This window comes from Geoglobus ahangari, from assembly GCF_001006045.1.
Taxonomy (GTDB): domain Archaea; phylum Halobacteriota; class Archaeoglobi; order Archaeoglobales; family Archaeoglobaceae; genus Geoglobus; species Geoglobus ahangari.
Genome location: NZ_CP011267.1, coordinates 890,151 through 910,535 on the forward strand (window position 1 = coordinate 890,151; position 20,385 = coordinate 910,535).

General features: G+C 52.1%; 32 protein-coding genes and 1 tRNA gene. 23 read left to right on the plus strand and 10 right to left on the minus strand.

What is annotated here, in order from left to right; translation table 11 throughout:
- Window positions 1–21: 21 nt before the first annotated feature.
- Genes GAH_RS05200 through scpB form a run of 9 tightly spaced genes read left to right on the plus strand, consistent with a single transcriptional unit; the run spans window position 22 to window position 10,084 of the window.
- The gene (locus tag GAH_RS05200) at window positions 22–1,293 is read left to right on the plus strand and encodes a tRNA(Ile)(2)-agmatinylcytidine synthase (protein ID WP_048095109.1); all 1,272 of its coding nucleotides are present in this window, start codon (window positions 22–24) and stop codon (window positions 1,291–1,293) included.
- 30 nt (window positions 1,294–1,323) lie between these two features.
- On the plus strand, window positions 1,324–1,722 hold the full coding sequence (hjc, locus tag GAH_RS05205; RefSeq protein ID WP_048095111.1) for a Holliday junction resolvase Hjc: 399 nt from the start codon (window positions 1,324–1,326) through the stop codon (window positions 1,720–1,722).
- Between the two features lie 23 nt (window positions 1,723–1,745).
- On the plus strand, window positions 1,746–2,498 hold the full coding sequence (locus GAH_RS05210) for a 4-phosphopantoate--beta-alanine ligase (protein WP_048095113.1): 753 nt from the start codon (window positions 1,746–1,748) through the stop codon (window positions 2,496–2,498).
- Window positions 2,495–3,670, plus strand: coding sequence for a histidinol dehydrogenase (gene hisD / locus GAH_RS05215; RefSeq protein ID WP_048095120.1), 1,176 nt, complete (start codon window positions 2,495–2,497; stop codon window positions 3,668–3,670). Before GAH_RS05210 ends, hisD begins: the two co-directional genes overlap by 4 nt.
- Window positions 3,667–4,959: an aspartate--tRNA(Asn) ligase gene (gene aspS, locus GAH_RS05220; protein WP_048095122.1), complete on the plus strand. Its 1,293-nt coding sequence runs from the start codon at window positions 3,667–3,669 to the stop codon at window positions 4,957–4,959. The genes hisD and aspS overlap by 4 nt, the downstream gene beginning before the upstream one ends.
- Window positions 4,960–4,995: 36 nt before the next feature.
- Window positions 4,996–5,346, plus strand: a complete 351-nt coding sequence (locus GAH_RS05225; protein WP_048095124.1) for a hypothetical protein — start codon at window positions 4,996–4,998, stop codon at window positions 5,344–5,346.
- Window positions 5,347–5,350: 4 nt separating this feature from the next.
- Window positions 5,351–8,848, plus strand: a complete 3,498-nt coding sequence (gene smc, locus GAH_RS05230; protein WP_048095125.1) for a chromosome segregation protein SMC — start codon at window positions 5,351–5,353, stop codon at window positions 8,846–8,848.
- Window positions 8,849–8,850: 2 nt separating this feature from the next.
- Window positions 8,851–9,576, plus strand: coding sequence for a segregation/condensation protein A (locus tag GAH_RS05235; RefSeq protein WP_048095127.1), 726 nt, complete (start codon window positions 8,851–8,853; stop codon window positions 9,574–9,576).
- A complete protein-coding gene (scpB, locus tag GAH_RS05240) occupies window positions 9,560–10,084 on the plus strand; it encodes an SMC-Scp complex subunit ScpB (protein WP_048095128.1) in 525 nt (174 codons plus the stop codon). The genes GAH_RS05235 and scpB overlap by 17 nt, the downstream gene beginning before the upstream one ends.
- Window positions 10,085–10,087: 3 nt before the next feature.
- On the opposite strand, the gene GAH_RS10690 is transcribed toward scpB, so the two are convergent.
- Window positions 10,088–10,228 carry a hypothetical protein gene (locus GAH_RS10690; protein ID WP_156967398.1) on the minus strand — a complete coding sequence of 47 codons (141 nt, stop codon included), beginning with the start codon at window positions 10,226–10,228 and terminating at the stop codon, window positions 10,088–10,090.
- 43 nt (window positions 10,229–10,271) lie between these two features.
- On the opposite strand from GAH_RS10690, the gene GAH_RS10695 reads away from it, so the two are divergent.
- Genes GAH_RS10695 through GAH_RS05250 form a run of 3 tightly spaced genes read left to right on the plus strand, consistent with a single transcriptional unit; the run spans window position 10,272 to window position 10,920 of the window.
- Window positions 10,272–10,436, plus strand: coding sequence for a hypothetical protein (locus tag GAH_RS10695; RefSeq protein WP_156967399.1), 165 nt, complete (start codon window positions 10,272–10,274; stop codon window positions 10,434–10,436).
- 36 nt (window positions 10,437–10,472) lie between these two features.
- Window positions 10,473–10,685, plus strand: a complete 213-nt coding sequence (locus GAH_RS05245; RefSeq protein WP_048095129.1) for a type II toxin-antitoxin system HicB family antitoxin — start codon at window positions 10,473–10,475, stop codon at window positions 10,683–10,685.
- A complete protein-coding gene (locus GAH_RS05250) occupies window positions 10,669–10,920 on the plus strand; it encodes a type II toxin-antitoxin system HicA family toxin (protein ID WP_245603973.1) in 252 nt (83 codons plus the stop codon). The genes GAH_RS05245 and GAH_RS05250 overlap by 17 nt, the downstream gene beginning before the upstream one ends.
- An 11-nt stretch (window positions 10,921–10,931) precedes the next feature.
- Here the strand turns inward: GAH_RS05250 and GAH_RS05255 are convergent, their stop codons facing one another.
- A complete protein-coding gene (locus tag GAH_RS05255; protein WP_048095132.1) occupies window positions 10,932–11,117 on the minus strand; it encodes a hypothetical protein in 186 nt (61 codons plus the stop codon).
- 121 nt (window positions 11,118–11,238) lie between these two features.
- Here GAH_RS05255 and GAH_RS05260 point away from each other — a divergent pair, with 121 nt between their 5' ends.
- The gene (locus GAH_RS05260; RefSeq protein ID WP_048095133.1) at window positions 11,239–11,583 is read left to right on the plus strand and encodes a winged helix-turn-helix domain-containing protein; all 345 of its coding nucleotides are present in this window, start codon (window positions 11,239–11,241) and stop codon (window positions 11,581–11,583) included.
- Window positions 11,583–11,987: a hypothetical protein gene (locus tag GAH_RS05265; protein WP_048095135.1), complete on the plus strand. Its 405-nt coding sequence runs from the start codon at window positions 11,583–11,585 to the stop codon at window positions 11,985–11,987. The genes GAH_RS05260 and GAH_RS05265 overlap by 1 nt, the downstream gene beginning before the upstream one ends.
- Before the next feature lie 409 nt (window positions 11,988–12,396).
- Here GAH_RS05265 and GAH_RS05275 read toward each other — a convergent pair whose 3' ends face one another.
- From GAH_RS05275 to GAH_RS05290, 5 genes are all read right to left on the minus strand, one after another.
- Window positions 12,397–12,654 carry a type II toxin-antitoxin system RelE family toxin gene (locus tag GAH_RS05275; RefSeq protein WP_048095137.1) on the minus strand — a complete coding sequence of 86 codons (258 nt, stop codon included), beginning with the start codon at window positions 12,652–12,654 and terminating at the stop codon, window positions 12,397–12,399.
- Window positions 12,651–12,857, minus strand: coding sequence for a hypothetical protein (locus tag GAH_RS05280; protein WP_048095139.1), 207 nt, complete (start codon window positions 12,855–12,857; stop codon window positions 12,651–12,653). Before GAH_RS05280 ends, GAH_RS05275 begins: the two co-directional genes overlap by 4 nt.
- Window positions 12,858–12,903: 46 nt before the next feature.
- The gene (locus GAH_RS11030) at window positions 12,904–13,035 is read right to left on the minus strand and encodes a hypothetical protein (RefSeq protein WP_281173919.1); all 132 of its coding nucleotides are present in this window, start codon (window positions 13,033–13,035) and stop codon (window positions 12,904–12,906) included.
- Window positions 13,036–13,103: 68 nt separating this feature from the next.
- Window positions 13,104–13,175, minus strand: a tRNA-His gene (locus GAH_RS05285).
- Between the two features lie 43 nt (window positions 13,176–13,218).
- Entirely contained in the window at window positions 13,219–14,079 is an 861-nt protein-coding gene (locus GAH_RS05290) for an MBL fold metallo-hydrolase (RefSeq protein WP_048096767.1), read from the minus strand.
- Between the two features lie 54 nt (window positions 14,080–14,133).
- Here GAH_RS05290 and GAH_RS05295 point away from each other — a divergent pair, with 54 nt between their 5' ends.
- Genes GAH_RS05295 through GAH_RS05335 form a run of 9 tightly spaced genes read left to right on the plus strand, consistent with a single transcriptional unit; the run spans window position 14,134 to window position 18,995 of the window.
- Window positions 14,134–14,508 carry a CBS domain-containing protein gene (locus GAH_RS05295; protein ID WP_048095141.1) on the plus strand — a complete coding sequence of 125 codons (375 nt, stop codon included), beginning with the start codon at window positions 14,134–14,136 and terminating at the stop codon, window positions 14,506–14,508.
- A gap of 1 nt (window position 14,509) precedes the next feature.
- Window positions 14,510–14,731: a hypothetical protein gene (locus GAH_RS05300; protein ID WP_245603974.1), complete on the plus strand. Its 222-nt coding sequence runs from the start codon at window positions 14,510–14,512 to the stop codon at window positions 14,729–14,731.
- Entirely contained in the window at window positions 14,731–15,321 is a 591-nt protein-coding gene (gene trmY, locus GAH_RS05305; protein ID WP_048095142.1) for a tRNA (pseudouridine(54)-N(1))-methyltransferase TrmY, read from the plus strand. The genes GAH_RS05300 and trmY overlap by 1 nt, the downstream gene beginning before the upstream one ends.
- Window positions 15,318–16,463, plus strand: a complete 1,146-nt coding sequence (locus tag GAH_RS05310) for a tRNA pseudouridine(54/55) synthase Pus10 (protein WP_048095143.1) — start codon at window positions 15,318–15,320, stop codon at window positions 16,461–16,463. The genes trmY and GAH_RS05310 overlap by 4 nt, the downstream gene beginning before the upstream one ends.
- Window positions 16,464–16,468: 5 nt before the next feature.
- A complete protein-coding gene (locus GAH_RS05315; RefSeq protein WP_048095145.1) occupies window positions 16,469–16,762 on the plus strand; it encodes a 50S ribosomal protein L21e in 294 nt (97 codons plus the stop codon).
- 1 nt (window position 16,763) lies between these two features.
- The gene (locus GAH_RS05320; protein ID WP_048095147.1) at window positions 16,764–17,114 is read left to right on the plus strand and encodes an RNA polymerase Rpb4 family protein; all 351 of its coding nucleotides are present in this window, start codon (window positions 16,764–16,766) and stop codon (window positions 17,112–17,114) included.
- Between the two features lie 45 nt (window positions 17,115–17,159).
- Window positions 17,160–17,723 (plus strand): DUF655 domain-containing protein, encoded by a 564-nt coding sequence (locus GAH_RS05325; RefSeq protein WP_048095149.1) that lies wholly within the window; start codon window positions 17,160–17,162, stop codon window positions 17,721–17,723.
- A gap of 8 nt (window positions 17,724–17,731) precedes the next feature.
- Complete coding sequence (rsmA, locus tag GAH_RS05330) at window positions 17,732–18,469, plus strand: 16S rRNA (adenine(1518)-N(6)/adenine(1519)-N(6))-dimethyltransferase RsmA (RefSeq protein WP_048095151.1); 738 nt, start codon at window positions 17,732–17,734, stop codon at window positions 18,467–18,469.
- Window positions 18,405–18,995: a HemK2/MTQ2 family protein methyltransferase gene (locus GAH_RS05335; protein WP_245603975.1), complete on the plus strand. Its 591-nt coding sequence runs from the start codon at window positions 18,405–18,407 to the stop codon at window positions 18,993–18,995. The genes rsmA and GAH_RS05335 overlap by 65 nt, the downstream gene beginning before the upstream one ends.
- Here the strand turns inward: GAH_RS05335 and GAH_RS05340 are convergent.
- The 3 genes from GAH_RS05340 to GAH_RS05350 are packed head-to-tail and all read right to left on the minus strand — an operon-like array spanning window position 18,984 to window position 20,380.
- Window positions 18,984–19,244, minus strand: a complete 261-nt coding sequence (locus GAH_RS05340) for an RpoL/Rpb11 RNA polymerase subunit family protein (RefSeq protein WP_048095156.1) — start codon at window positions 19,242–19,244, stop codon at window positions 18,984–18,986. The two genes, GAH_RS05335 and GAH_RS05340, sit on opposite strands and share 12 nt — an antisense overlap.
- Window positions 19,245–19,247: 3 nt before the next feature.
- Window positions 19,248–19,784, minus strand: a complete 537-nt coding sequence (locus GAH_RS05345) for an exosome complex RNA-binding protein Csl4 (protein WP_048095158.1) — start codon at window positions 19,782–19,784, stop codon at window positions 19,248–19,250.
- Between the two features lie 2 nt (window positions 19,785–19,786).
- The gene (locus tag GAH_RS05350; protein WP_048095159.1) at window positions 19,787–20,380 is read right to left on the minus strand and encodes an METTL5 family protein; all 594 of its coding nucleotides are present in this window, start codon (window positions 20,378–20,380) and stop codon (window positions 19,787–19,789) included.
- Window positions 20,381–20,385 lie beyond the last annotated feature (5 nt).

The following is a 20,385-nucleotide window of genomic DNA, read 5'->3' on the forward strand; positions in this document are numbered from 1 at the left end:
CTTCCAGAATCGCAGAGCCAGATGAGGGTATGGGTTGGCATGGACGACACCGACTCGAGGAAGGGGATGTGCACAACGTATCTGGCAAAAGTTCTCATGGAAAGGCTTGAGGAGTCGGGATGCAGGGTTATCGGCCTACCAAGGCTGATAAGGCTCAACCCCAACGTCCCGTTCAAGACGAGGGGCAACGGGGCGGTCTCCTTCCTGATAGAGTGCGAGGATGTGGGGGAAGTTGTGGACGTAGCCAACGAGACGGTTCTGGAGATGGCGGAGCTTGACGACGAGAACACAGACCCGGGAGTCGTGTTTGTCAACGCCGAGAACGACGAGCTCATGAACGTCCTCTACAAGTTCTCGGAGAGGGTGATAAGGGACATCGTCAGCGTTGACGAGGCGCTGTTCATAGTGGGCAAGTACCTGATCCCCCACCTCAAGTACAAGAGGGGCAGGGGGCTCATCGGAGCCCTCGCCTCGGTTGGAGCGGAGTGCAGCGAGTACACCCTCGAGCTACTCGCCTACAGGAAGCCGGAGAGGTTCGGAACGAAGCGTGTTTACGACAGGGACTCCTTCTTCCTCGCTGACCTGCTCACCTACCCCCAGACGTTCGACACTGTTGACTGGGGGAACGATGTGGTGGTTTGCGTGCCCAACTCCCCCGATCCGGTGCTGTTCGGGATAAGGGGCGATTCCCTTGAGGCCGTGTTTAGGGCGTTCGAGGTTGTGAGGTGCGAGGAGATTGACAGATACCAGATCTTCATGACGAATCAGGCTACGGACATGCACCTGATAAGGGAGGACGAGGTCTTTCAGCTCTTCGAAGGCCGCTCATACGTGCTGGGCGGCACTGTGATAGAGGAGCCGTTTGAGATCGAGGGGGGGCACGTGTTCTTCACCATCGAGACGAGGTTTGGAGATGTGAGGTGTGCTGCGTTTGAGCCAACAAAGCAGTTCAGGAACGTGATCAGAAAGCTCAGGAAGGGGGACAGGGTAACTGTTTACGGTGCATACAAGGATGAGACGATAAACCTCGAGAAGATCAGCATTGACGAGGTTGCGAGGATTTTCGTCGAGGTGAACCCTGCCTGTCCGGTGTGTGGGAGAAGGATGGAGAGCGAGGGAAAGGGGAAGGGATTCAGGTGCAGGAAATGCAAGACCAGGGCTAAGGAGAAGGTCAGGTTGGAGGTTGAGAGGGATCTCGAGCCGGGAATGTACGAGGTTCCGCCCTGTGCGAGGAGGCACCTTTCCAAGCCCCTCATCAGGGAGGGGAGAGAGGGATCCCACCCGTTCAGGTAACGTTTTTAACTTCTCGACAGAGTTGGGTTTGTGAAGAGGAAGGGGATTCGCTTTGAAAGAGAGCTGATTCACGCTCTGTGGGATGAGGGTTTTGCTGCAATAAGGAGCGCCGGTAGCGGATCGTCAGGCTACCCCTCTCCCGACATCCTCGCGAGCAATGGCAAGATCACGCTCGCCATAGAGGCGAAGGTTAGGGAAAAGCTGCCCCTCTACATTCCCGCCGAGAAGGTGAGGGAGCTCGTGATGTTCTCCAACCTGTTCGGGGCAAAGCCGGTCATAGCCCTCAAGATCAAGAAGGAGAAGTGGAGGTTCTTTGAAATAGATGTGCTTCAGGAGACCGAGAAGGGCTACAAAATCTCCAAGGACAACTTCTACATGGGAAAGGAGCTCGGTGAGATCCTCAACAGGTACACTCAGGAAAGGCTATAAATCCGCGGGAGGGATTTGGGGGCATGGAGATCCCGAGGTCTCACCCTCGCTATCACTCTCTCATGACGAGGGAGAAGCTCGCTGAGGCGTTCAGGAAGGGGCTCGTGGTTCCTGAAGGGTTGATAGCCCACGGAAGGGGAGAGTGCTTTGACTACATCCTCGGAGAGATGAGCAGGGACTTTGCCCTTGAGGCTGAAAGGGCGGGTGTTGCCATGCTCCTTCTCGCAGACCATCCCGTCCTATCCGTCAACGGAAACACCGCTGGCCTTGTTGCAGAGGAGATCTGCGAACTCGCCAGGATCATTGACGCCCCGGTTGAGGTGAACATCTTCCACTGGAGCGATGAGAGGAAGAGGAAGATAGCAGAGGAGCTCGAAAAGCATGGGGTGGAGGTCTACAGCAGGAACGATGCGGTTCTGGAGGGGCTTGAGTCCGCAAGGAGGATCGTGGACAGCAGGGGGATTTACAGGGCCGATGTGGTTCTTGTGCCGCTCGAGGATGGTGACAGGTGCGAGATACTCAAGAGGCACGGGAAGAAGGTTGTGACAATCGACCTAAACCCCCTCTCCAGAACGGCGCTCATGGCAGACGTGACGATCGTGGACAACATAACGAGGGCGATTCCAAACATGATCGAGTTCGCGAGGGAGATGAAGGACTGGGACAGGGAGAGGCTTGAGAGGGTCGTGGAGAGCTACGACAACAGAAGTGTTTTAAGGAGAGCGATTCTGGCGATTAGAGACTACCTCACTGAGAGGGCCGGTGAGCTTGAATGATTGAGGAGTACATTGAGAAGGTAAGGCCGATAGTGGAGAGGGTCAGGGAAGAGGGCGATAGGGCATTAATCGAGTTCACCGAGAGATTCGATGGGGTCAGGATAGAGAGTGTAAGGATAGAGAGGGAGGAGTTCGAGGACGCCTACGACTCGGTCAGCGACGAGCTCATTGACGCGCTCGAGGTTGCCAAGGAGAACATCGAGAGGTTCCACTACATCACAATGCCCGACAACGACGTGAGGATCGACTTCGACTACGCGATAATGGGTAAGAGGTATGTCCCCATCGACATTGCAGGGCTGTACATTCCGGGCGGGAGGGCGAGCTATCCGTCCACAGTCCTGATGGCCGCGGTGCCTGCCAAACTTGCAGGGGTTGGCACTGTTGTGGCCTGCACCCCACCCAATGAGGAGGGAAGGGTGAACCCCCTCACGCTCGTCGCAATGGATATGTGTGGCGTTGATGAGGTCTACAGGGTCGGGGGTGCGCAGGCCATAGCTGCGATGGCTTACGGAACTGAGACAGTAAAGAAGGTGGACAAGATCGTGGGGCCGGGGAACATCTATGTTACGGCAGCCAAGCTGCTCGTCCAGAAGGATGTTGCAATAGATATGCCAGCCGGCCCGTCAGAGGTGCTCGTAATAGCTGATGAGAGTGCTGACGCTCAGGTGGTTGCACTCGAGTGCTTGGCGCAGCTCGAACACGATCCGCTTGCGAGGGCTTTTGTCGTGACAACTTCCAGGGCTTTGGCGGAGGATGTGGAGAGACTCGTCAGATCCGAGTTCCCCGAGGCAAATCTGGAGTGCATGGTTGTTGAGAGCATTAAGAAAGCCGTTGAGGTGTCGAATGAAGTTGCGCCAGAGCACCTCGTGATTCTGACGGAGAATTACTGGCAGGTCTTCGAGAAGGTGAGGCATGCGGGCAGCGTTTTTCTTGGGGAATATTCTCCTGTAGCCGCCGGAGACTACGCGAGCGGAACCAACCACATCCTTCCCACCGCAAGGTTTGCCAGAATGTATTCCGGAGTGGGTGTTGAGACGTTCATGAAGAGCATAACCTATCAGGAGCTCAGAAAGGAGGGGCTCGAGAGGATCTCTCAGGCGATAATTCGGCTCGCAAGGGCTGAGGGTCTTGAGTGGCACGCAAAATCTGTGGAGGAGAGGTTGAAATGAGGAAGTTTACGGCGGATATTGGTGAGGAGGACTTTGGAAAGGAGGTAGAGCTTTACGGCTGGGTTCACGAGGTCAGAGACCTTGGAGGGCTCGTTTTCATAGTTCTCAGAGACAGGGAGGGCTTCGCCCAGATAACCCTGCCGAAAAAGGTGGTGGACAGGGAGCTGTTCAAGAGGGCCAGGAAGATAAGGAGGGAGAGTGTCATCAGGGTTGTTGGCGAGGTGAAGCCGGAGGAGAAGGCTCCAAACGGCTTCGAGATAATCCCGAGGGAAATCGAGGTTCTCAACGAGGCCGACGCTCCCCTGCCGCTTGAGGTCACGGAGAAGGTTCCGGCTGAGCTGGATACGAGGCTGGACAACAGGTTCATGGATCTGAGGAAGCCAAGGGTTCAGGCGATATTCCGCATCAGGCACGTGGCGATTCAGGCCATAAGGGAGTACTTTGACAGGCACGGGTTCATAGAGGTGCACACGCCCAAAATCGTGTCCACCGCAACTGAAGGTGGGACTGAACTCTTCCCAATTACATACTTCGAGAGAGAGGCTTTCCTGAACCAGAGCCCCCAGCTCTACAAGCAGACACTCATGGCCGCCGGGTTCGAGAGGGTGCTCGAGATAGGGCCAATATTCAGAGCAGAGGAGCACAACACGATCAGACATTTGAATGAGGCTGTGAGCGTTGACATAGAGGTCAGCTTCACCGACCACGAGGGCGTGATGAGGTATCTGGAGGAGCTCGTGAAGGAGGTTTACGAGAAGATCAATGAGAGGTGTGAGAGGTATCTGGAGTGGCTCAACCTGAAGCTTGAGGTTCCAGAAACGCCGTTTGAGAGGCTCAAGTACGATGAGGCTGTCGAGATAGCCAGAAAGAAGGGGGAGGAGATAGTCTGGGGAGATGACCTGTCCACAGCAGCATTAAAGCTGATAGCCGAGGACTACAGCGGTTACTACTTCATCGTTGACTGGCCGACAGAGTCCAAGCCTTTCTACGCGATGCCGTACGAGGAGGAGCCCGAAATCTCCAAGACGTTCGACCTCATGAAGGGATGGCTCGAGATCGCGAGTGGGGCGCAGAGAATTCACCAGTACGACCTTCTCGTGAGAAGGATCAGCGAGCAGGGACTTGCCCCGGAGAGCTTCGGCTTCTACCTTCAGGCGTTCAGATACGGCATGCCACCTCACGCTGGGTGGGGTATGGGTCTGGACAGGCTCATGATGGCAATTCTCGGACTACAGAATATCAGGGAGGCCGTACTCTTTCCGAGAGATAGGCAGAGGCTTGTTCCGTGAAAAAATATATAAACTTCCAAATCTATTTTTTAGTGGATGAGCGACAGGGATCTGATTATAGAGAGGCTCGAAAAGAAGCTTGCGGAAAAGGAGAAGGAGATTAGGGAGTTGAGAAAGGTGGCGGGAATGAGTATTGAGGAACTGAAGTCTGAGATAATCCGGGAGATTTCGGAGGAGCTTGGAAAGCTCAAGGCGCTTGAGGCAAAGGTGGCCGAGCTTAACAAGACCGTTGAAAGCCTCATGAACGAGGTTCTCTACCTGAAGGCCGAGATCGCCAAGAGCGAGCCCAAGTCAAGGGACATAAGGGAGATCTCCGAGATTACGGAGAGGGAAGAGAAGGTCGAGGAAAGGAAGGACAGCGAGGACGAGATAATCGTCTGCGACTGAGGTCATGCACATAAAGAAAATAACGATAAAGAACTTCAAATCTTTTGGTAAGAAGGTAGAGATCCCCCTCGAAAGGGGCTTCACGGTTATAAGCGGGCCGAACGGAAGCGGGAAGTCCAACATCATCGATTCTATCATTTTCTGCCTCGGCCTTCACAGCTCCTCAAAGGTTTTGAGGGCCGAAAAGCTCACGGATCTGATCTACTCCGGCAACGGCAGGAGACTCGGAACTGCCGAGGTTGAGATCGTCTTCGAGCCCGATAATGGGGAGGAGCTGAGGATATCGAGGAAGGTCAGGGTTACGGAGAAGAACTACTACAGCAACTACTACATCAACGGAAAGCCAGCAAGCCACGGGGAGGTTGTTAGGGTTCTCGAGAAGGCCGGAATCTACAGCGACGCCTACAACATAGTGATGCAGGGAGACGTGACGAGGATCGTTGAGATGACGCCAATGCAGAGGAGGAAGATCATAGACGACATCGCCGGAATCTCGGAGTTCGAGGAGAAGAAGGCGAGGGCGATAGAGGAGCTGGAGGCTGTCAGGCAGAACATAGAGAAGATATCCGCAATTCTCTCAGAGGTCGAGCTGAGGCTGAAGGAGCTCGAGAGGGACAGGGAGGAGGCTCTCAGGTACAGGGAGCTTCTGGAGAAAAAGGAGAGGCTGGAAAACGAGCTGAAGGCGATAAGGAGGAAGGAGCTCTCACTGAAGCTCGAGAGGCTCAGGAAGGAGGTCGAGAGGCTGCAGAGGCAGAAGGATTCGGCAATGGTCAGAATTTCCGAGATAAAGGTTGAGAAGGAGAGCATAAGGAAGGAGCTCGAGGACGTGTCCAGAAGGATTGCCGAAACCGCTGACGAGAGGTACAGGGAGATTCAGGAGAGGATTGCCGACATTCAGGCCGAGATTGAGGGACTCAGGAAGGAAGAGGAGATCCTGAAAGCGGAGATCGAGAGGCTGAACGAGGAGAGGATGAAGGCGCTGCTCGACATAACCAAGATAAACGAGAGGCTCGAGTCGCTCAGAAAGGAGCTCGAGAACCTTCTGCTGCAGAAGGTGAGTGTCGAGGAGTCTGTTGACTCGATTAAGGCTCAGATTGAGGGTGTGAGAGAGCAGATAGAGAAGCTGAGCGGAGAGGAGAAGGAGCTGAGGGATGAAATCGTCAGCCTTAGTGAGAAGGCTGAGGAACTGAGAGAGGGGAAGTCAGAACTCCTGAGGGAGAGGGACAGAATCTACGAGGGTCTCAGGAGGGTGTCAATTGAGATCGAGGAGCTTGAGGGCGAGCTGAACAGAATCAGGAACGAGTACTCGGGAGTGAAGGATGAAATCGAGCTCAGGAGGAGGGAGATTGAGCGGATAGAATCCCAGCTTGCAAGGGAAATAACGAACAAGAACGCAATTGACAGGAAGATCTTCGACCTTAGGAACGAGATCTCCGCGATTGATGAGGAGATAAAGGGCAAGGAGCTCGAGCTTGCGAAGGTGAAGGCCGAGCTCTCAGCATACGAGGCAACCTTCGGCAGAGCGGTGGAGCTAATCCTCGAGGCGAAGGAGAAGAAGGCTCTGCCGGGGATCTTCGGGATTGTTGCCCAGCTTGCCGAGGTTGAGGAGAGGTACGCCCTCGCCCTCGAGATTGCCGCTGGAAACGCTCTGAACTTCATTGTTGTCGAGAATGAGGATGACGCCATAAGGGCAATAAACTACCTCAAGCAGATACGGGGCGGAAGGGCGACGTTTCTGCCGCTCAACAAGATCAGGAAGAACTTCGAGAAGATAAACCTCGACAGGAAGGTTCTGAGTGAGAAGGGGGTTATAGACTACGCGGTCAATCTGGTGAAGTGCGAGCCCAAGTTCAGGCCCGTCTTTAACTTCGTGTTCAGGGACACGCTCGTCGTGGACAACGTCGAGAACGCGAAGAGGATAATGGACGGCAGGAGGATCGTGACTCTCGATGGAGAGCTAATAGAGAAGAGCGGAGCGATCACCGGTGGAAGCGTGGACAGGAAGAAGGGCTTGCTCATCTCAAAGGAGCTTTTAGAGAGGGAGAAGAAGATATCGGAGGAGATAACCGTCCTCAACTCGAAAAAGGCTTTTCTCGTTGGAGAGCTGAGGAAGGTCGAGGACTCGTGGAGGGAGGCGCAGTCCAGAGTGAAGGAACTTGAGGAGAGTCTGAGGAATGCCGAAAACGACGTGAAAGTCCTGCAGGCGAGGCTTGAAGGGATTGCTGCGAGAGAGAAGGAGATTCTGGAAAGGATAGAGGACAGGGAGAGGGAGAGGAGGGAGCTGGGGCAGAAAATAGGGGACGTGGAGCAGGCTGTAAAGGAGGTGGACAGCGAGCTTTCAAAGATTGAAGGAAGGCTTGAGGAGCTGAACAGGAAGATGAAGGGAAGCGCGCTTCCAAAGCTCACGGAGGAGCTTGAAAGGCTGAAGAGCCAGTTCAGCGTTGCGAGGGAGGGGCTGATAAAGATAGAGTCCGAGATAGAGAAGAAGGAGCTCGAGATAGGGCAGGCGGAGAGAGAGCTTGAGGACAAGGAGAGGAGGGTTGGCGAGATAGACGGAAAGGTCTCAGAGTACGGTGAGAAGATAGAGCATGGCAGGAAGAAGGCCATGGAGCTCAGAGAAGAGATGGAGAGGCTGAGGGAAGAGGAGGAAACGCTTGGAGAGGCGATAAAGGAGCTCAGAAGGGAGAGGGATGCGCTGTTCTCCAAGCTCAAGGATCTTGAGAACGAGGAGAGCAGGCTTGAGTACGACCTTGTTGGGTTCGACGAGAAGATCAGGGCGAGGAAGGAGGCTATGGGCGAGATTGAGGCAGAAATTCAGGGTCTGCCGGAGATGGAGCCTTCAATGAGCAGAGACGAGGCCGTTTCAGAGCTTGAGAGGGTTGAGAGCGAGCTATCAAAGTTCGGAGAGGTCAACATGAAGGCCATTCAGGACTACGAGGAAGTGAAGGCGAGGTGGGAGGAGCTCTATTCGAGGAAGGTCACGCTCGAGAAGGAGAGGGAGGAGATACTTGAGAGGATAGAGAGGTACGACAGGATGAAGAAGGAGAAGTTCTTCGAGGTGTTCAACGCGATAAACGAGAACTTCAAGGAGGTCATCGCCAAGCTCGCAAATGGAGAGGGTGAGCTTTACCTCGACAACCACGACGATCCGTTCAACTCCGGACTGCACATGAAGGTGAAGCCATACGGAAAGCCGGTGCAGAGGCTGGAGCAGATGAGCGGTGGGGAGAAGAGTCTTGTTGCCTTAGCCTTCATCTTTGCGATTCAGCGCTACAAGCCAGCTCCATTCTATGCCTTCGATGAGGTGGACATGTTCCTTGATGGTGTCAACGTTGCGAGACTCGCGAGGATGATCAAGGAGATGTCGTCGAGGGCACAGTTCATAGTCGTCTCGCTCAGAAAGCCCATGCTCGAGCAGGCAGATGCGATTGTTGGCGTCACGATGGGGAGGGATAATTCATCGCAGGTGACTGGGATAAGGAGAGCATCGATGATCCAGTAGAGATGCTCTACAACCTTGCCAAGAAGGGCGAGATCGATCCGCTGAACATAGACGTAGTCGAGGTGGCGGACAAGTTTCTTGAAGAGCTTGAGAACGCGAGGAAGCTCGACCTGAGGATTTCAGGCAGAGTTCTGCTCTACGCCGCGATACTCGTGAGGATGAAGTCGGACATAATAACGAGCGAGGCCGTTGGAATGACTGAGGCGGAGGAAGAGGAGCCGGAAATGGACTACGAGTACGGGTTTGACGCATACGACTACGAGCCGTACTACGAGGACGAGTTCGAGGACTTTCTCTCCCAGGACTTCATTCAGGACGACGACGTCCTCGAGGACGAGCTCATAAGCGCCCTGATCGAGGCTGGCAGGAAGAGAGTCAGGAGGTACACCACGCTTGAAGACCTGATCAGGGAGCTTGAGAGCGCTGAGAGGGTGAGGAAGAGAAGGAGGCGCAGGAGAAGGGCTGAGAGGGAGCCGCTGGTCGATCCGATGGAAGTACCTCACGACGAGAATCTGGAGGAGACGATTGAGAGGGTGAGGGAGGTTCTCGTCAGCATGATGAAGAACAGGGACATGGTGAGGCTTGGAGAGATTGCAGGCTTTGACCTCGTTTCCAAGTACATCTCAGTCCTGCACCTCGCGTTCAGGAGGGTGTTCGAGATTCACCAGGAGAGGATATTCGAGAGCGACATAGAGATCAGGAGGTTGAACGATGAAGGAGAAGGTTGAAGCTATACTGTTCGTATCCTCGGAGCCAATATCCGCGACTAAAATCGCAAAGATAATTGGGGCGGGCGTGAAGGATGTTGAGGAAACAATCGAGGAGCTCTCCAGAGAGTATGCCTCGAGGGAAACCTCGATTGAGATTGTGAAGCTTGGAAAGAAGTACCTGATGAGGGTCAAGCCCGAGTACAGCGAGGTCGTGAGGGCGTTCACGGAGAAGGACATGGAGAGGGGCGTGCTCAGAACTCTCGCGATCATAGCGGTAAAGCAGCCCATAAAGCTCTCAGACCTCGCAAGGATCAGGGGGAACAGGTGCTACGAGCATGTGAAGAAGTTGAAGGAGATGGGGTTCATTTCCGAGGAGAAGAAGGGCAGGGCGACCATTCTCAGGACGACCAAGAACTTCGCCATCTACTTCGGGCTGAAGAGCTCAGATCCTGAGGAGATAAAGGAGACCCTGCTCAGGATAGTTAAGAAGGACAGGAAGCTGGAGGAGTACTTTGGGAAGATTTGAGGATCATGTCCTCAGATCACGTGGGCATTTTGACCTTCTGCATGTTTTTGGGATCTTGTCAGCCCTGATGAACTCAGCTCTCAGAATCATGTCCACGTACTGTCTCCTTGCCCGCTCAATGCCGGAGAGGTCAATGACCGACATCTAACCCACCTACCTTTACCTTTTTGCAAGAATTTGGAAGGTTATGTCCAGCTTTGTAACAGTCGGAAAAACTTACATAGACAGGGGTGGTGCGGGCAGACCGTATCTCAAGAAAAGAATCATGAATGCTTTGAATTTTGAGCATGATGAGGAGGTCAGGATAGAAGTTTTCCTCACGGGGAGTAAGGTCATTGTAACCAAAATCTAAGTAATCTTTATCAACTTCCAGACCCAAGTCTGAACTATGAAGTTCAAGGTCGTCCTCGAAGAGGCTGAAGAGGGCGGATATGTTGTTTATGTTCCCGCTCTTCCCGGATGCGTCTCTCAGGGTGAAACCAAAGAGGAGGCCATCGAGAACATCAAAGAGGCCATAGAGGTCTATCTCGACATAGATGATGCTCAGATCGAAACCGAAATCGAGGGTAAGAGGGCTGAAGTCGTTGAGGTTATTCTTTGAGGTGCTCTTATTGAAATTACCAGTAGTTTCTGGAGAAGATGTGATTAAAGCTCTACATAAGGCCGGTTTCAAGGTTGTAAGGCAAAAGGGAAGCCACGTCCGAATGGAGAAAAGGACAGAGGAGGGAACAATTAAGGTCACTGTTCCACTGCACCGCTCGCTGAAAAAGGGCACGCTTCGGATAATTTTGAAGCAGGCTGGGCTTAGCGTTGAAGAGTTTATTAAACTGCTGTGATTTCTCACTCTTTAATCCTCCTTTAGAACAGCCTCACCCTCTCCGTTCTTCACGCCGAGGAGTCCCTTACTGGCGAGGTCTTTCTTGATGAGTTCCCTGATGTATGCAGATCGAGAGTCCCAGCCCTCTATGTTCTTGGCCTTGTCAATCAACGGCACCCACCTTTTCGGGACGTCTGCCCAGACTTTCTCACCCATATATACTACTTCAACTTTTCTACAATATTGTAACCCTAAAACTATTTAAAGGTTGCTACTTTGTAGAGCTTATACAGAAATGTTGAATAGTTTAATGAAGAGCCAATAAAATTGTATTATTGTGACTGAAAAACTGGAGAGAATCATTCAAGTCTTATCTCATTCAGGAGCTCTGAAGATCCTAAAAGCAATCAGCAAACAACCAGCGAGACAAAAAGACATCATTGCGATCACTAAACTCGATAAAACAATTGTATGGCGGAGATTAAATGAATTATTTGATTTAGGCTTAATTAGAATCTCGTTTAGTGGAGCTACAAGCCCTAAACTTTACGAGCTTACACCTCTTGGCCAAAAGATCGTTCAGCTACTTGAACAAATGGAAAGAGAGTTTGAGGAGTATCATTCTAAGACGCCTCCGAAGGATCCGGAGGAGTTTATTGGGGAGTTGATGGAGGAGAGTTGATGAAAGAAACCACAAACCAAGAAATGTATAGAGCTATTTGGTTAAGTGTAGGTGTCACTCTCTTGGGATTTCTTGGAGGATTAGCTGCAGACTTTTTATGGGAAATGTACCAAAAAGCAAATCCAGATTTAGCTTTTAAATTTGGCATAACTGCAGTCATAGGGTTTTTTGGTCTCTGTGGGTTTTTATTAATATTTTCTTTCTTTAAGGAATTTCAAGCAAGCTTAGAAAAACCTCAGAAATCTAATAATAGATCTTCTGGGGAATCAGAAGCCACAAGTGATGTAGATCCAAACCAAAAAAAAGAAAAATTCCAAATCCCTCAAGTTTCTAAAAGACCACGAGCCGGTAATCGCCATCTTTTCCGCATTTATGGTTGCAGGTGCCTTTCTTTACAACACTAATTTAGATCCACAAGATCCACAATATACTCAATTGGTTGCCGGTTCAATATTTTTTGGCGGGTTTTATGGGATTCTGTGGGTCTCACTCAATTCAGTTATTCCAGCTTACAGTTCTCGGATCTCCGAATACATAAACAAAGCTATCAATATTTTTTTCACATCTATAATATTCGCCCATTTGGCCACGGGAGTTATAGGACTCTATTTGATCATTCCAAAATTAAAGCCTTTAGACAACTTTTTCTTGTTTTTCTCGTATTATATCCAAGTACTTGCAGGAATCATGATCTTGTTTATCTTTTCTATCTCCCTCATAATTATGGGCATAAAAACAATTTATAAAAGATATAAAAGACAATAGAAGTAGGGTTATTGTTTTCTCAACATACTCCCTTATCGCTTCCCTTATCTACAACCTATCGTAAACCCTATCTCGCCAGTCAATCCTTGCAACCAGAACCGTCATCTCCTTAAAATCAATCTCAACAATAAGTCTGATCTTCCTCCCCGCTCTTACTCGGTAAATGTTGTCCTTAATCTTCTTTATATCCAGCGAAAATGGGTCGTTCAGCTTCTCAATTGTTTTAAAAACCCTCTCGAGGTCTTTCCTACTGAATTTCTTCAAATCCTTAACAGCTCTTTCAGAAAGCTCAACTTTAAAACTCATTCAAGACCTAACTCCTTCTTTGCCTCCTCAAGGGTGTAAACCTTCATCTTTCCAGTCTTGCATGCCTCAATGATCTCCTCAACTTCCTTAATCTCCTCATCGGTCAGCTCATCACCCAGTAATTCCTCCTCAAGCTTGCTCAGTCTCTTATCCATGATTTCAAGCTTCTCCTTAATCTCTCTGAGTAGTTCAACAACACTCATGATCTTACATCTCCTCGAAAAAATAAATACCTTACTTCTAAGGCTTTCAAAAGCTCATCCCTTCAGCAAACTCTTCAATAGCTCTTTTAACCTTTTCCAAGGCAGCATGTACATCAAAATCTCTCAGAACTCCATAGCCAGATCCTCCCGTCTTTATCCAGTCTCTTATTGAAATCATTATCGCGATCTCGAAAAGACAAAATGAAGCTATTAAAATTAGTCCCTGCCCCGAAACTAATTTTTGAGGGCCCGGACCGGGATTCGAACCCGGCTCCTGGGATCCACAGTCCCAGAGGATGACCACTACCCTATCCGGGCCATGGATGACAACCGATCCTACTTGCTGGGCGGCATATAAAGCTTATTCCCGGGACATGCTGTAGAGCTCCTTCCTCCTCGCCTCGAGGAGCTCCTCATCCAGACCGGCAAAGGTGGCTGCCGACTCCACAGAAACTCCAAGCTCCTCTCCTTTCTCTATGATTTCGGACACCCTCTCTCTCCATGCCAGATCTCTCGTGAGGTGGTGGTCGAGGACGATCGTCTTCAGCTCTCCACCCATGAGGGATGAGACGTTCTCCACGCTCTTCTCGAGGCTCGTTTCGGAGAACCTGTATCCGAGCATGTACGTCATCGGGCCGTCCATGAAAACTATCTCCGCATCACTCTCCCTCAGCCATCCGATCTGCTCTTCTAAGGACGCTCCCTCAACGTCGCTGGTGTGGATGAGCCTCTCCCTCCCATCGTCGATCATGACCATGACCACGTACCCGAGCCTCGGGTCTGTTCCGTGGGGTACCGCTGGAGAGAACTCGATGAGAGTGTCTCCGATCTCCACGCTCTTTCCGTCGGCATACTCAACATCCGCAATCTCCCTGAGGGGCTTGAGGAACTTCCTCGCCCTCCCCATCTGGCTGCGGTTTATCCTCTCCTCTGGATGTTTGACGAACACCCTCTTTCCCTCGAGCAGCTCAACCTCTGCCGGGTTGTGGTGGTCGTAGTGGTAGTGCGTGATAATCACGACATCCGATTTCTGCAGGTACTCCTTTATCCTCTCCCATAGCTCCTCCTTTCTCCTCAGCTCGAGCCTGTGCGGTGGAAGTCCGTACCTCCTCGGCCCTAAGGCCACGCTCGGGTCTATGAATATCCTGACGTCCCCGGTCTCAACGTAGGTGGCCATGCTCCTCGCGCCCATGGAGTCGAATGCAACCGGCACGATTTTCACGTTCACGGGAGGTGAGTAAAAAGAGTTAAGTTTTTCCATTCCAGATTTTTCCTCATGAGAATTGGAGATTTCATGCAGAGAGATGTCGTGATGGTTGATGGAAAAACGAAGGTCATTGATGTGGCAAGGATAATGGGTGAGAAGAGGATTGGGAGCGTGATAGTCACCAGAGACGGAGAGCCCTACGGCATATTCACCGAGAGGGACTTCTTCTCCAAGGCAGTTCTGGATGATGGCCTTGAGAATGCCGTTTCAAACTACGCCTCAACCCCGCTCATCACCGTCTCTCCGGACTTCAGCGTGAGCGAGGCGTCGAGGATAATGGCGGACATGAAGGTCAGGAGGCTCGTGGTGGTTGAGGAGGGGAAAGTGGTCGGGATATTCACCGCAAGCGATCTCGTGAGGGCTCTCGCCGGGAGGGGTGATTGAGATGCTGAAATGCAAGACGTGTGGTAAGGAGCTCAGCGAGGAGGACGAGGGAAGGACGTGGAGAAGGTGCACGATCTGCAAGAAACCCGTGTGCTTCGATGACATCCACTACATAGGAACGTGGATGAGGGGTCTTTACAAGGACTACGTCACGGTCATTCCCGTTTGCGAGGACGAGCTTCCGAGAAAAAGGTTAAAGGCCGAGGTTGAGGAAAAGCTCTGATGAGCAGAACCTTCGTCATAATTGCCAGCAAAGCTGTCACAACACCCTTCAACCTGAACGATCTCGCGGGCTCCGCGGGAAGGATGGATCTCGTGTGCAGGTTCATCTCCCAGTCGCTGTTCATCTCCCACGGCGTCAGGAGGGATTCCACCGCTTATGCAGTCCTGAAGGGCCCTCCAGAACCGGTAAAGATTCTGCGGTTTGAGGGAGGAGAGGTGAGGTACCTCGCACCCGACGAGAGGAACATAGCCGGGATGATAAACAAGGCTCTGAAGGCTGAGGTCAAGTGTGGATGGACAAGGGTGTCACCCGGAGTCTACGTGTCCAGAATGGAGCTCGCCGATCTGCTCGAGGAGCTCTCTGAGAGAGGTAGAATCTACTACCTGAGGGAGGATGGAGTGGACGTGGATGGAGTTGAGCTCATCAATCCGGTCTTCGTTGCCGGAGATCACACAGGCGTCAGTCCCGAGGATGAAGAGATCATTCTGGAGAGGTGCTCCGAAATCGTGTCCCTCGGAAAAGTCCCGTATCAGGCTGACCAGTGTGTCACGATCCTGAACTATCTGCTGGACAGGAGGGCGGAGAGATGATCGAGGTCTGCGAGCACTGCAGGGAGAGGCTCGGATTCGGAACAATCGGCAAGTGCGTTGTGTGCTGCAATGCCTTTGACAAGATTGTGCCCCTTGTCAGAAAAATTCTGGGCGAGCTGAAGGATTACGAGTTCGAGACGTTCGACATCGGAGTATCGCTTTACGGAAGCTCCAAAGCCATTGAGGAGTGGCTGAGAGACGAGATGGGTGTGGAGGACTCGCTTAAGGATCACTTCAGGAGAGAGTTCATAAGGGCGTTTTCAAGGCTGAACGGCAGGAAGAGGGAGTTGAACGGTGACGTGAGGGTCGTGGTTAATCTGGAGGATCTGAGCTTTACTGTATCAATTTCCCCGGTTTACATCTACGGGAGGTACAAGAAGAGGGTCAGGTACCTCTCCCAGACAAGGTGGATCTGCCAGAACTGCATGGGTAAGGGGTGTGAGCTTTGCTCCTACGAGGGGAGAAAGTACCTGAGCGTTGAGGATCTGATAATCCAGCCAGCCCTCGAGCTGTTTGGTGGGGAGAACGCCTACCTCCACGGATCCGGGAGAGAGGATGTGGATGCGAGGATGCTCGGGAGCGGAAGGCCCTTCGTTCTCGAGATCTCAAACCCGAGAAGGAGGAAGGTCGATCTGTCGGAGCTTGAGAAGAGGATAAACGAGCACGCGAGAGGGAAGGTGGAGGTTCGCCTGATGTTCTACGCGAGCCACAGGGATGTCGAGAGGATCAAGAGCGCCGGGTACAGCAAGGTCTACAGGGCCATAGTGAGGATGGACGGAGAAGTGAGTGATAAGGATCTGATTCGCGCGCTCAGGGCTCTGGAGAACACAGTGATCCACCAGCGAACCCCGAGGAGGGTCGAGCACAGGAGAGCTGACAGGGTGAGGAAGAGGAGGGTGATATCAGCAAGGCTCATCGCGAGAAAAGGAAGGTATGCGGTTGTGGAAATACACGCTGAGAGCGGACTCTACATAAAGGAGCTCGTGAGCGGGGATGAGGGGAGAACGAGGCCGAGCCTGAGCGAGATTCTCGGAGTGAGGTGCGTGGTGGAAAAGCTGGATGTGCTCGAGGTGCTGGGAGGCCTTGAGAATGACGGAAACCTTAAATACAATCCGGTGTCATTTGCTGAACAGCGGAGGTAATCAAGATGGGCTGGAAATCACACGGGTTCAGGTTCAAATCAGGCAGAAAGCTCAGGAAAAGGGTAAGGGAAAGGGGCCTCAAGATCAGAAAGGTGCTGCAGACGTTCGAGATAGGCCAGATAGTCCACATAGACATCGAGCCCGCATCGCAGAAGGGCATGCCCCACCCGAGGTTTCAGGGAAGGACTGGAAGGGTAGTTGGAGTTAGGGGAAGGGCTTACCTCGTGGAAATCACCGACGGAGGAAAGAAGAAGATAATCTTCGCGAGACCCGAGCACCTGAAGCCTCAGGGGGCTTGAAATGACGTTCAAGGAGGTCATCGAGTTCCAGTACATAACCGTCGCAGAGGCGAAGGAGGTCCTCGAGAAGCTGGTGGAGAAGAGGAAGGAGATCGGAGAGCTCAGCTTCGAGGCAAGGAAGACGATGAACTACCTGAGCGCGGTGGCAAAGCTCGACGCGGAGAAGGCGAGAGAACTTGTTGACGAGCTTGAAAAGCTCCCGCACGTTACGAGAGAGATTGCGATAAAGATCGCAGACATTCTGCCGGACATCCCCGACGAAGTTAGGGTGGTCTACGCCAAGGAGAGGGTCACCCTCACACCCGAGCAGATACAGGAGATTCTGGATATTGTCAAAAAGTATAAAAATTAAGGAAAAAATTATATACTTCCATTTTTAAATAGAAGGTTGATCGCTATGAGTGACAAGAAGAGATTGGAGGATTATGCTTACGTGCTGGACTTCATGCCCTACGGGCATCCAGACAGTAAGGCCCCAATCCACAGAAGGGAACCCCTCGCGCAGGTTGTGGGTGAGAGCTACTTCACTCTTCTCGAGGTGAGCATAAAAAAGGGGAAGAACCCGCTCATAATGGAGAAGGTCTACATCGGCAAGGGAGAGAGGGATGTCGTGAACAAGATCAAGAGGAGGCTCAGGTACGACGAGCTCACGCCAACGGCGAAGTCCGAGCTTCCGTACGTTCTGGAGCACATCGTCAAGGAGCAGGAGCAGAGGTTTGTTGACTTCTTCAACAACGCCGGGCCGATAACCACGAGGCTCCACCAGCTCGAGCTGCTGCCCGGCATAGGCAAGAAGCTCATGTGGGCGATACTTGAGGAGAGGAAAAAGGGCCCGTTCAAGAGCTTTCAGGACATCTCCGAGAGGGTCAAGGGGCTGGCTCATCCTGAGAAGGCGATAGTGAACAGGATCATAGAGGAGCTGAAGGATCCGAGCGTCAAGTACAGGCTGTTCACCTCTTAGCTCTTTTTATGAAATTTTACAGGAGAGAAGGGCAGCACATCCTTGTTGACAGGAGGGTTCTGTCGAGGATTGTTAGATATGCAGAGCTCAGCAAGAGTGATGCCGTACTCGAGGTGGGGTGCGGAACCGGCAACCTGACCTCCTACCTGCTCAAGAGCTCAGGAGTTGTTTACGGCATAGAGAAGGACAGGAGATTCGTGGATCTGCTGAAAAAGAAGTTTTCGCATGAAATCTCGGAGAACAGGTTCGTCCTAATTGAGGGTGATGCGCTCAGGGTTGAGTGGCCGGAGTTCAACAAGTTCGTCTCGAACATCCCCTACAACATCTCATCAGAGCTCACATTCAGGCTGCTTGAGCACAAATTCGACCTTGCGGTCGTGATGTACCAGAAGGAGTTCGCCGAGAGGCTGGTTGCGAGGGAAGGGAGCAAGAGCTACGGAAGGCTGAGCGTCATGGTAAAGGCGTTCTGCAGGGCGGAGATTCTCGAGATTGTTAGACCATCCGCCTTCAGGCCGAGGCCCAAGGTGGAGTCGGCCATAGTCAGGCTTTACCCCGAGCCGGAGATTGCTGTCAGGGATGTGGAGAAGCTCGACCTCCTGCTGAGGGCCGCGTTCAGCAGCAGGAGGAAGAAGTTCGGGAAGGTGCTCAGGAGCCTTGGAGTTGACTGCGATGTGGAGGGCTATGAAGATGAGAGACCGGAAAACATTCCTCCGGAGGTTTACGCGAGACTGTCAGAATGTCTATGAGCCAGCAGAGGACTCCGAGCTTCTTTTAGAGTGTGCTCTGAAAGAGGTCAGGAAAAGCGACTCGGTTTTGGAGGTTGGGACAGGAAGTGGCTTCGTCTCTTACTTCCTGCAGGAGAGGTGCAGCTTTCTTCTTGCAACGGACATAAACCCCCACGCTGCGAGGTGTGCAAGGAGTTTCGGGATTGAATGTGTCATAACTGACCTTGCGAGGGGAATAAAGAAGAGGTTCGACCTGATCCTCTTCAACCCACCCTATCTGAGGCTCGAGGACTGGGAGAGGAGGGGAGACTGGCTCGAAAAGGCAATTGATGGTGGTAAGGACGGTGTGGAGGTCACCGTAAGGTTTCTCGAGGAGATCGCGGACAATCTATCAGAGAATGGCAGAATAATAATCATCTCGTCCTCAACAACCTTCGACTCTCTCAGAGACTACCTCAGCAGGTCAAAGTACGAGTGGGAGATCGTGGGCAAAAAGAAGCTGTTTTTCGAGGAGCTTTACGCATTAAAATTGAGGTTAAAGCTGTGAGAGAACCTCCTCGACCTTCGAGATTATCCTCTCGTTCGCTTCCCTCAGGGCATCTATCGGGCTCTTTCCGGACGTCCTTATCATGAACTCCGCCTCGTCCTTGAGCGGGTGCAGGACGTTGTACTTGGCAAGAAGGACGCTCTCATCGTTTACGAGCTCGTACTGGAGCAGGTTCAGGTACGTGTGGTCCTCACCCTTTATCAGGAGCTTTGCGTAATCGTCCGTCAGCTCTATAACCTTAACCTCCATCTCTCACCACTCTCCGCTTCCGTAGTAGCTGGATATCTTCCTCCTCTCCACATTCCCACACTCCGGGCATTTAAGCTTATCCTTTTCCCTAACCAAAGGGGTGCCGCAGACCCTGCAGATCGCCCTTATGACTCCCATGTCCTCCTCCTTGATTGACAGCCTGAGGTTGTTGTCAATGACCCTCGCCCTTATTATGTCCCAGTACCTTACACCATTCTCGAGGTTCTTCATGTAGCCCTCGCTTATGTTCGAGACGTGCAGCAGTGCCCTGTCGTAGTGCCTCAGTGCTCTCTCGCTGCCCTTCTTCCTCACTATCTCAACCATCGCAAAGCTATTCCTCGTGTCAACAACTCTCCCAACAACTATGTCGTTCTTCCCCACTTCCGGAATCTCCTTTACTGTCCTCACCTTTATGACCTTGTCCTCTACAACAACCTCTCCCGCAGTGGCGGCGTACAGCTTTCCTTCTTCCTCATAAACGCCTTCCCCCGGAACGTACTCCTCAGCATAACCCAGAAAATCACCCGGAAACACAAACATCTTCACATCCTCTCCATTCTAAATACCTCTACGGGTATGTATTTATATGGTTTTTCATGGAACTTGTATGTTCTCCTGAGCGGGATCTGATACCTCCAGAGGTGGGTAACCCTGAACCCCTCGCTTCTGGCCATCCCCTCGACGAACTCCTGAGAGCCGGCGGAGTGTATGGAGTATACGACCTCTCCAACCTCCAGAGCCTTCTCGAGGAAGGGGCGATCCGCATGCCTCCTCTTTATGCCGAAGGGCGGGTTCATCACCACACCCACCCTCCTCTTTAGTGAGAAGTGCCTGATGTCGGCGAGCACGAAATCAACATTTGTCCCAACCCTCTCCGCATTTCTCACGGCAATCTTGAGAGCCTCTAAATCCACGTCCACCCCAAACGTTCTGAAGCCTGCGAGGTTGAAGGCTATTGCCAGAATCCCCGTTCCGCAGCCCAAGTCTGCGAAAACCTTCACATCCTTGTCGAGCAGGGATGCGGTGACGGCAAGCTCTCCCGCAAGCCCAGAGGGTGTGGGGTACTGCTCGAGCGACAGTTTTGGACTCTTGAAAACCTCAAGCTGCTCGAGGAGAATTGCAAGCTGTTTTTTCATAAAAA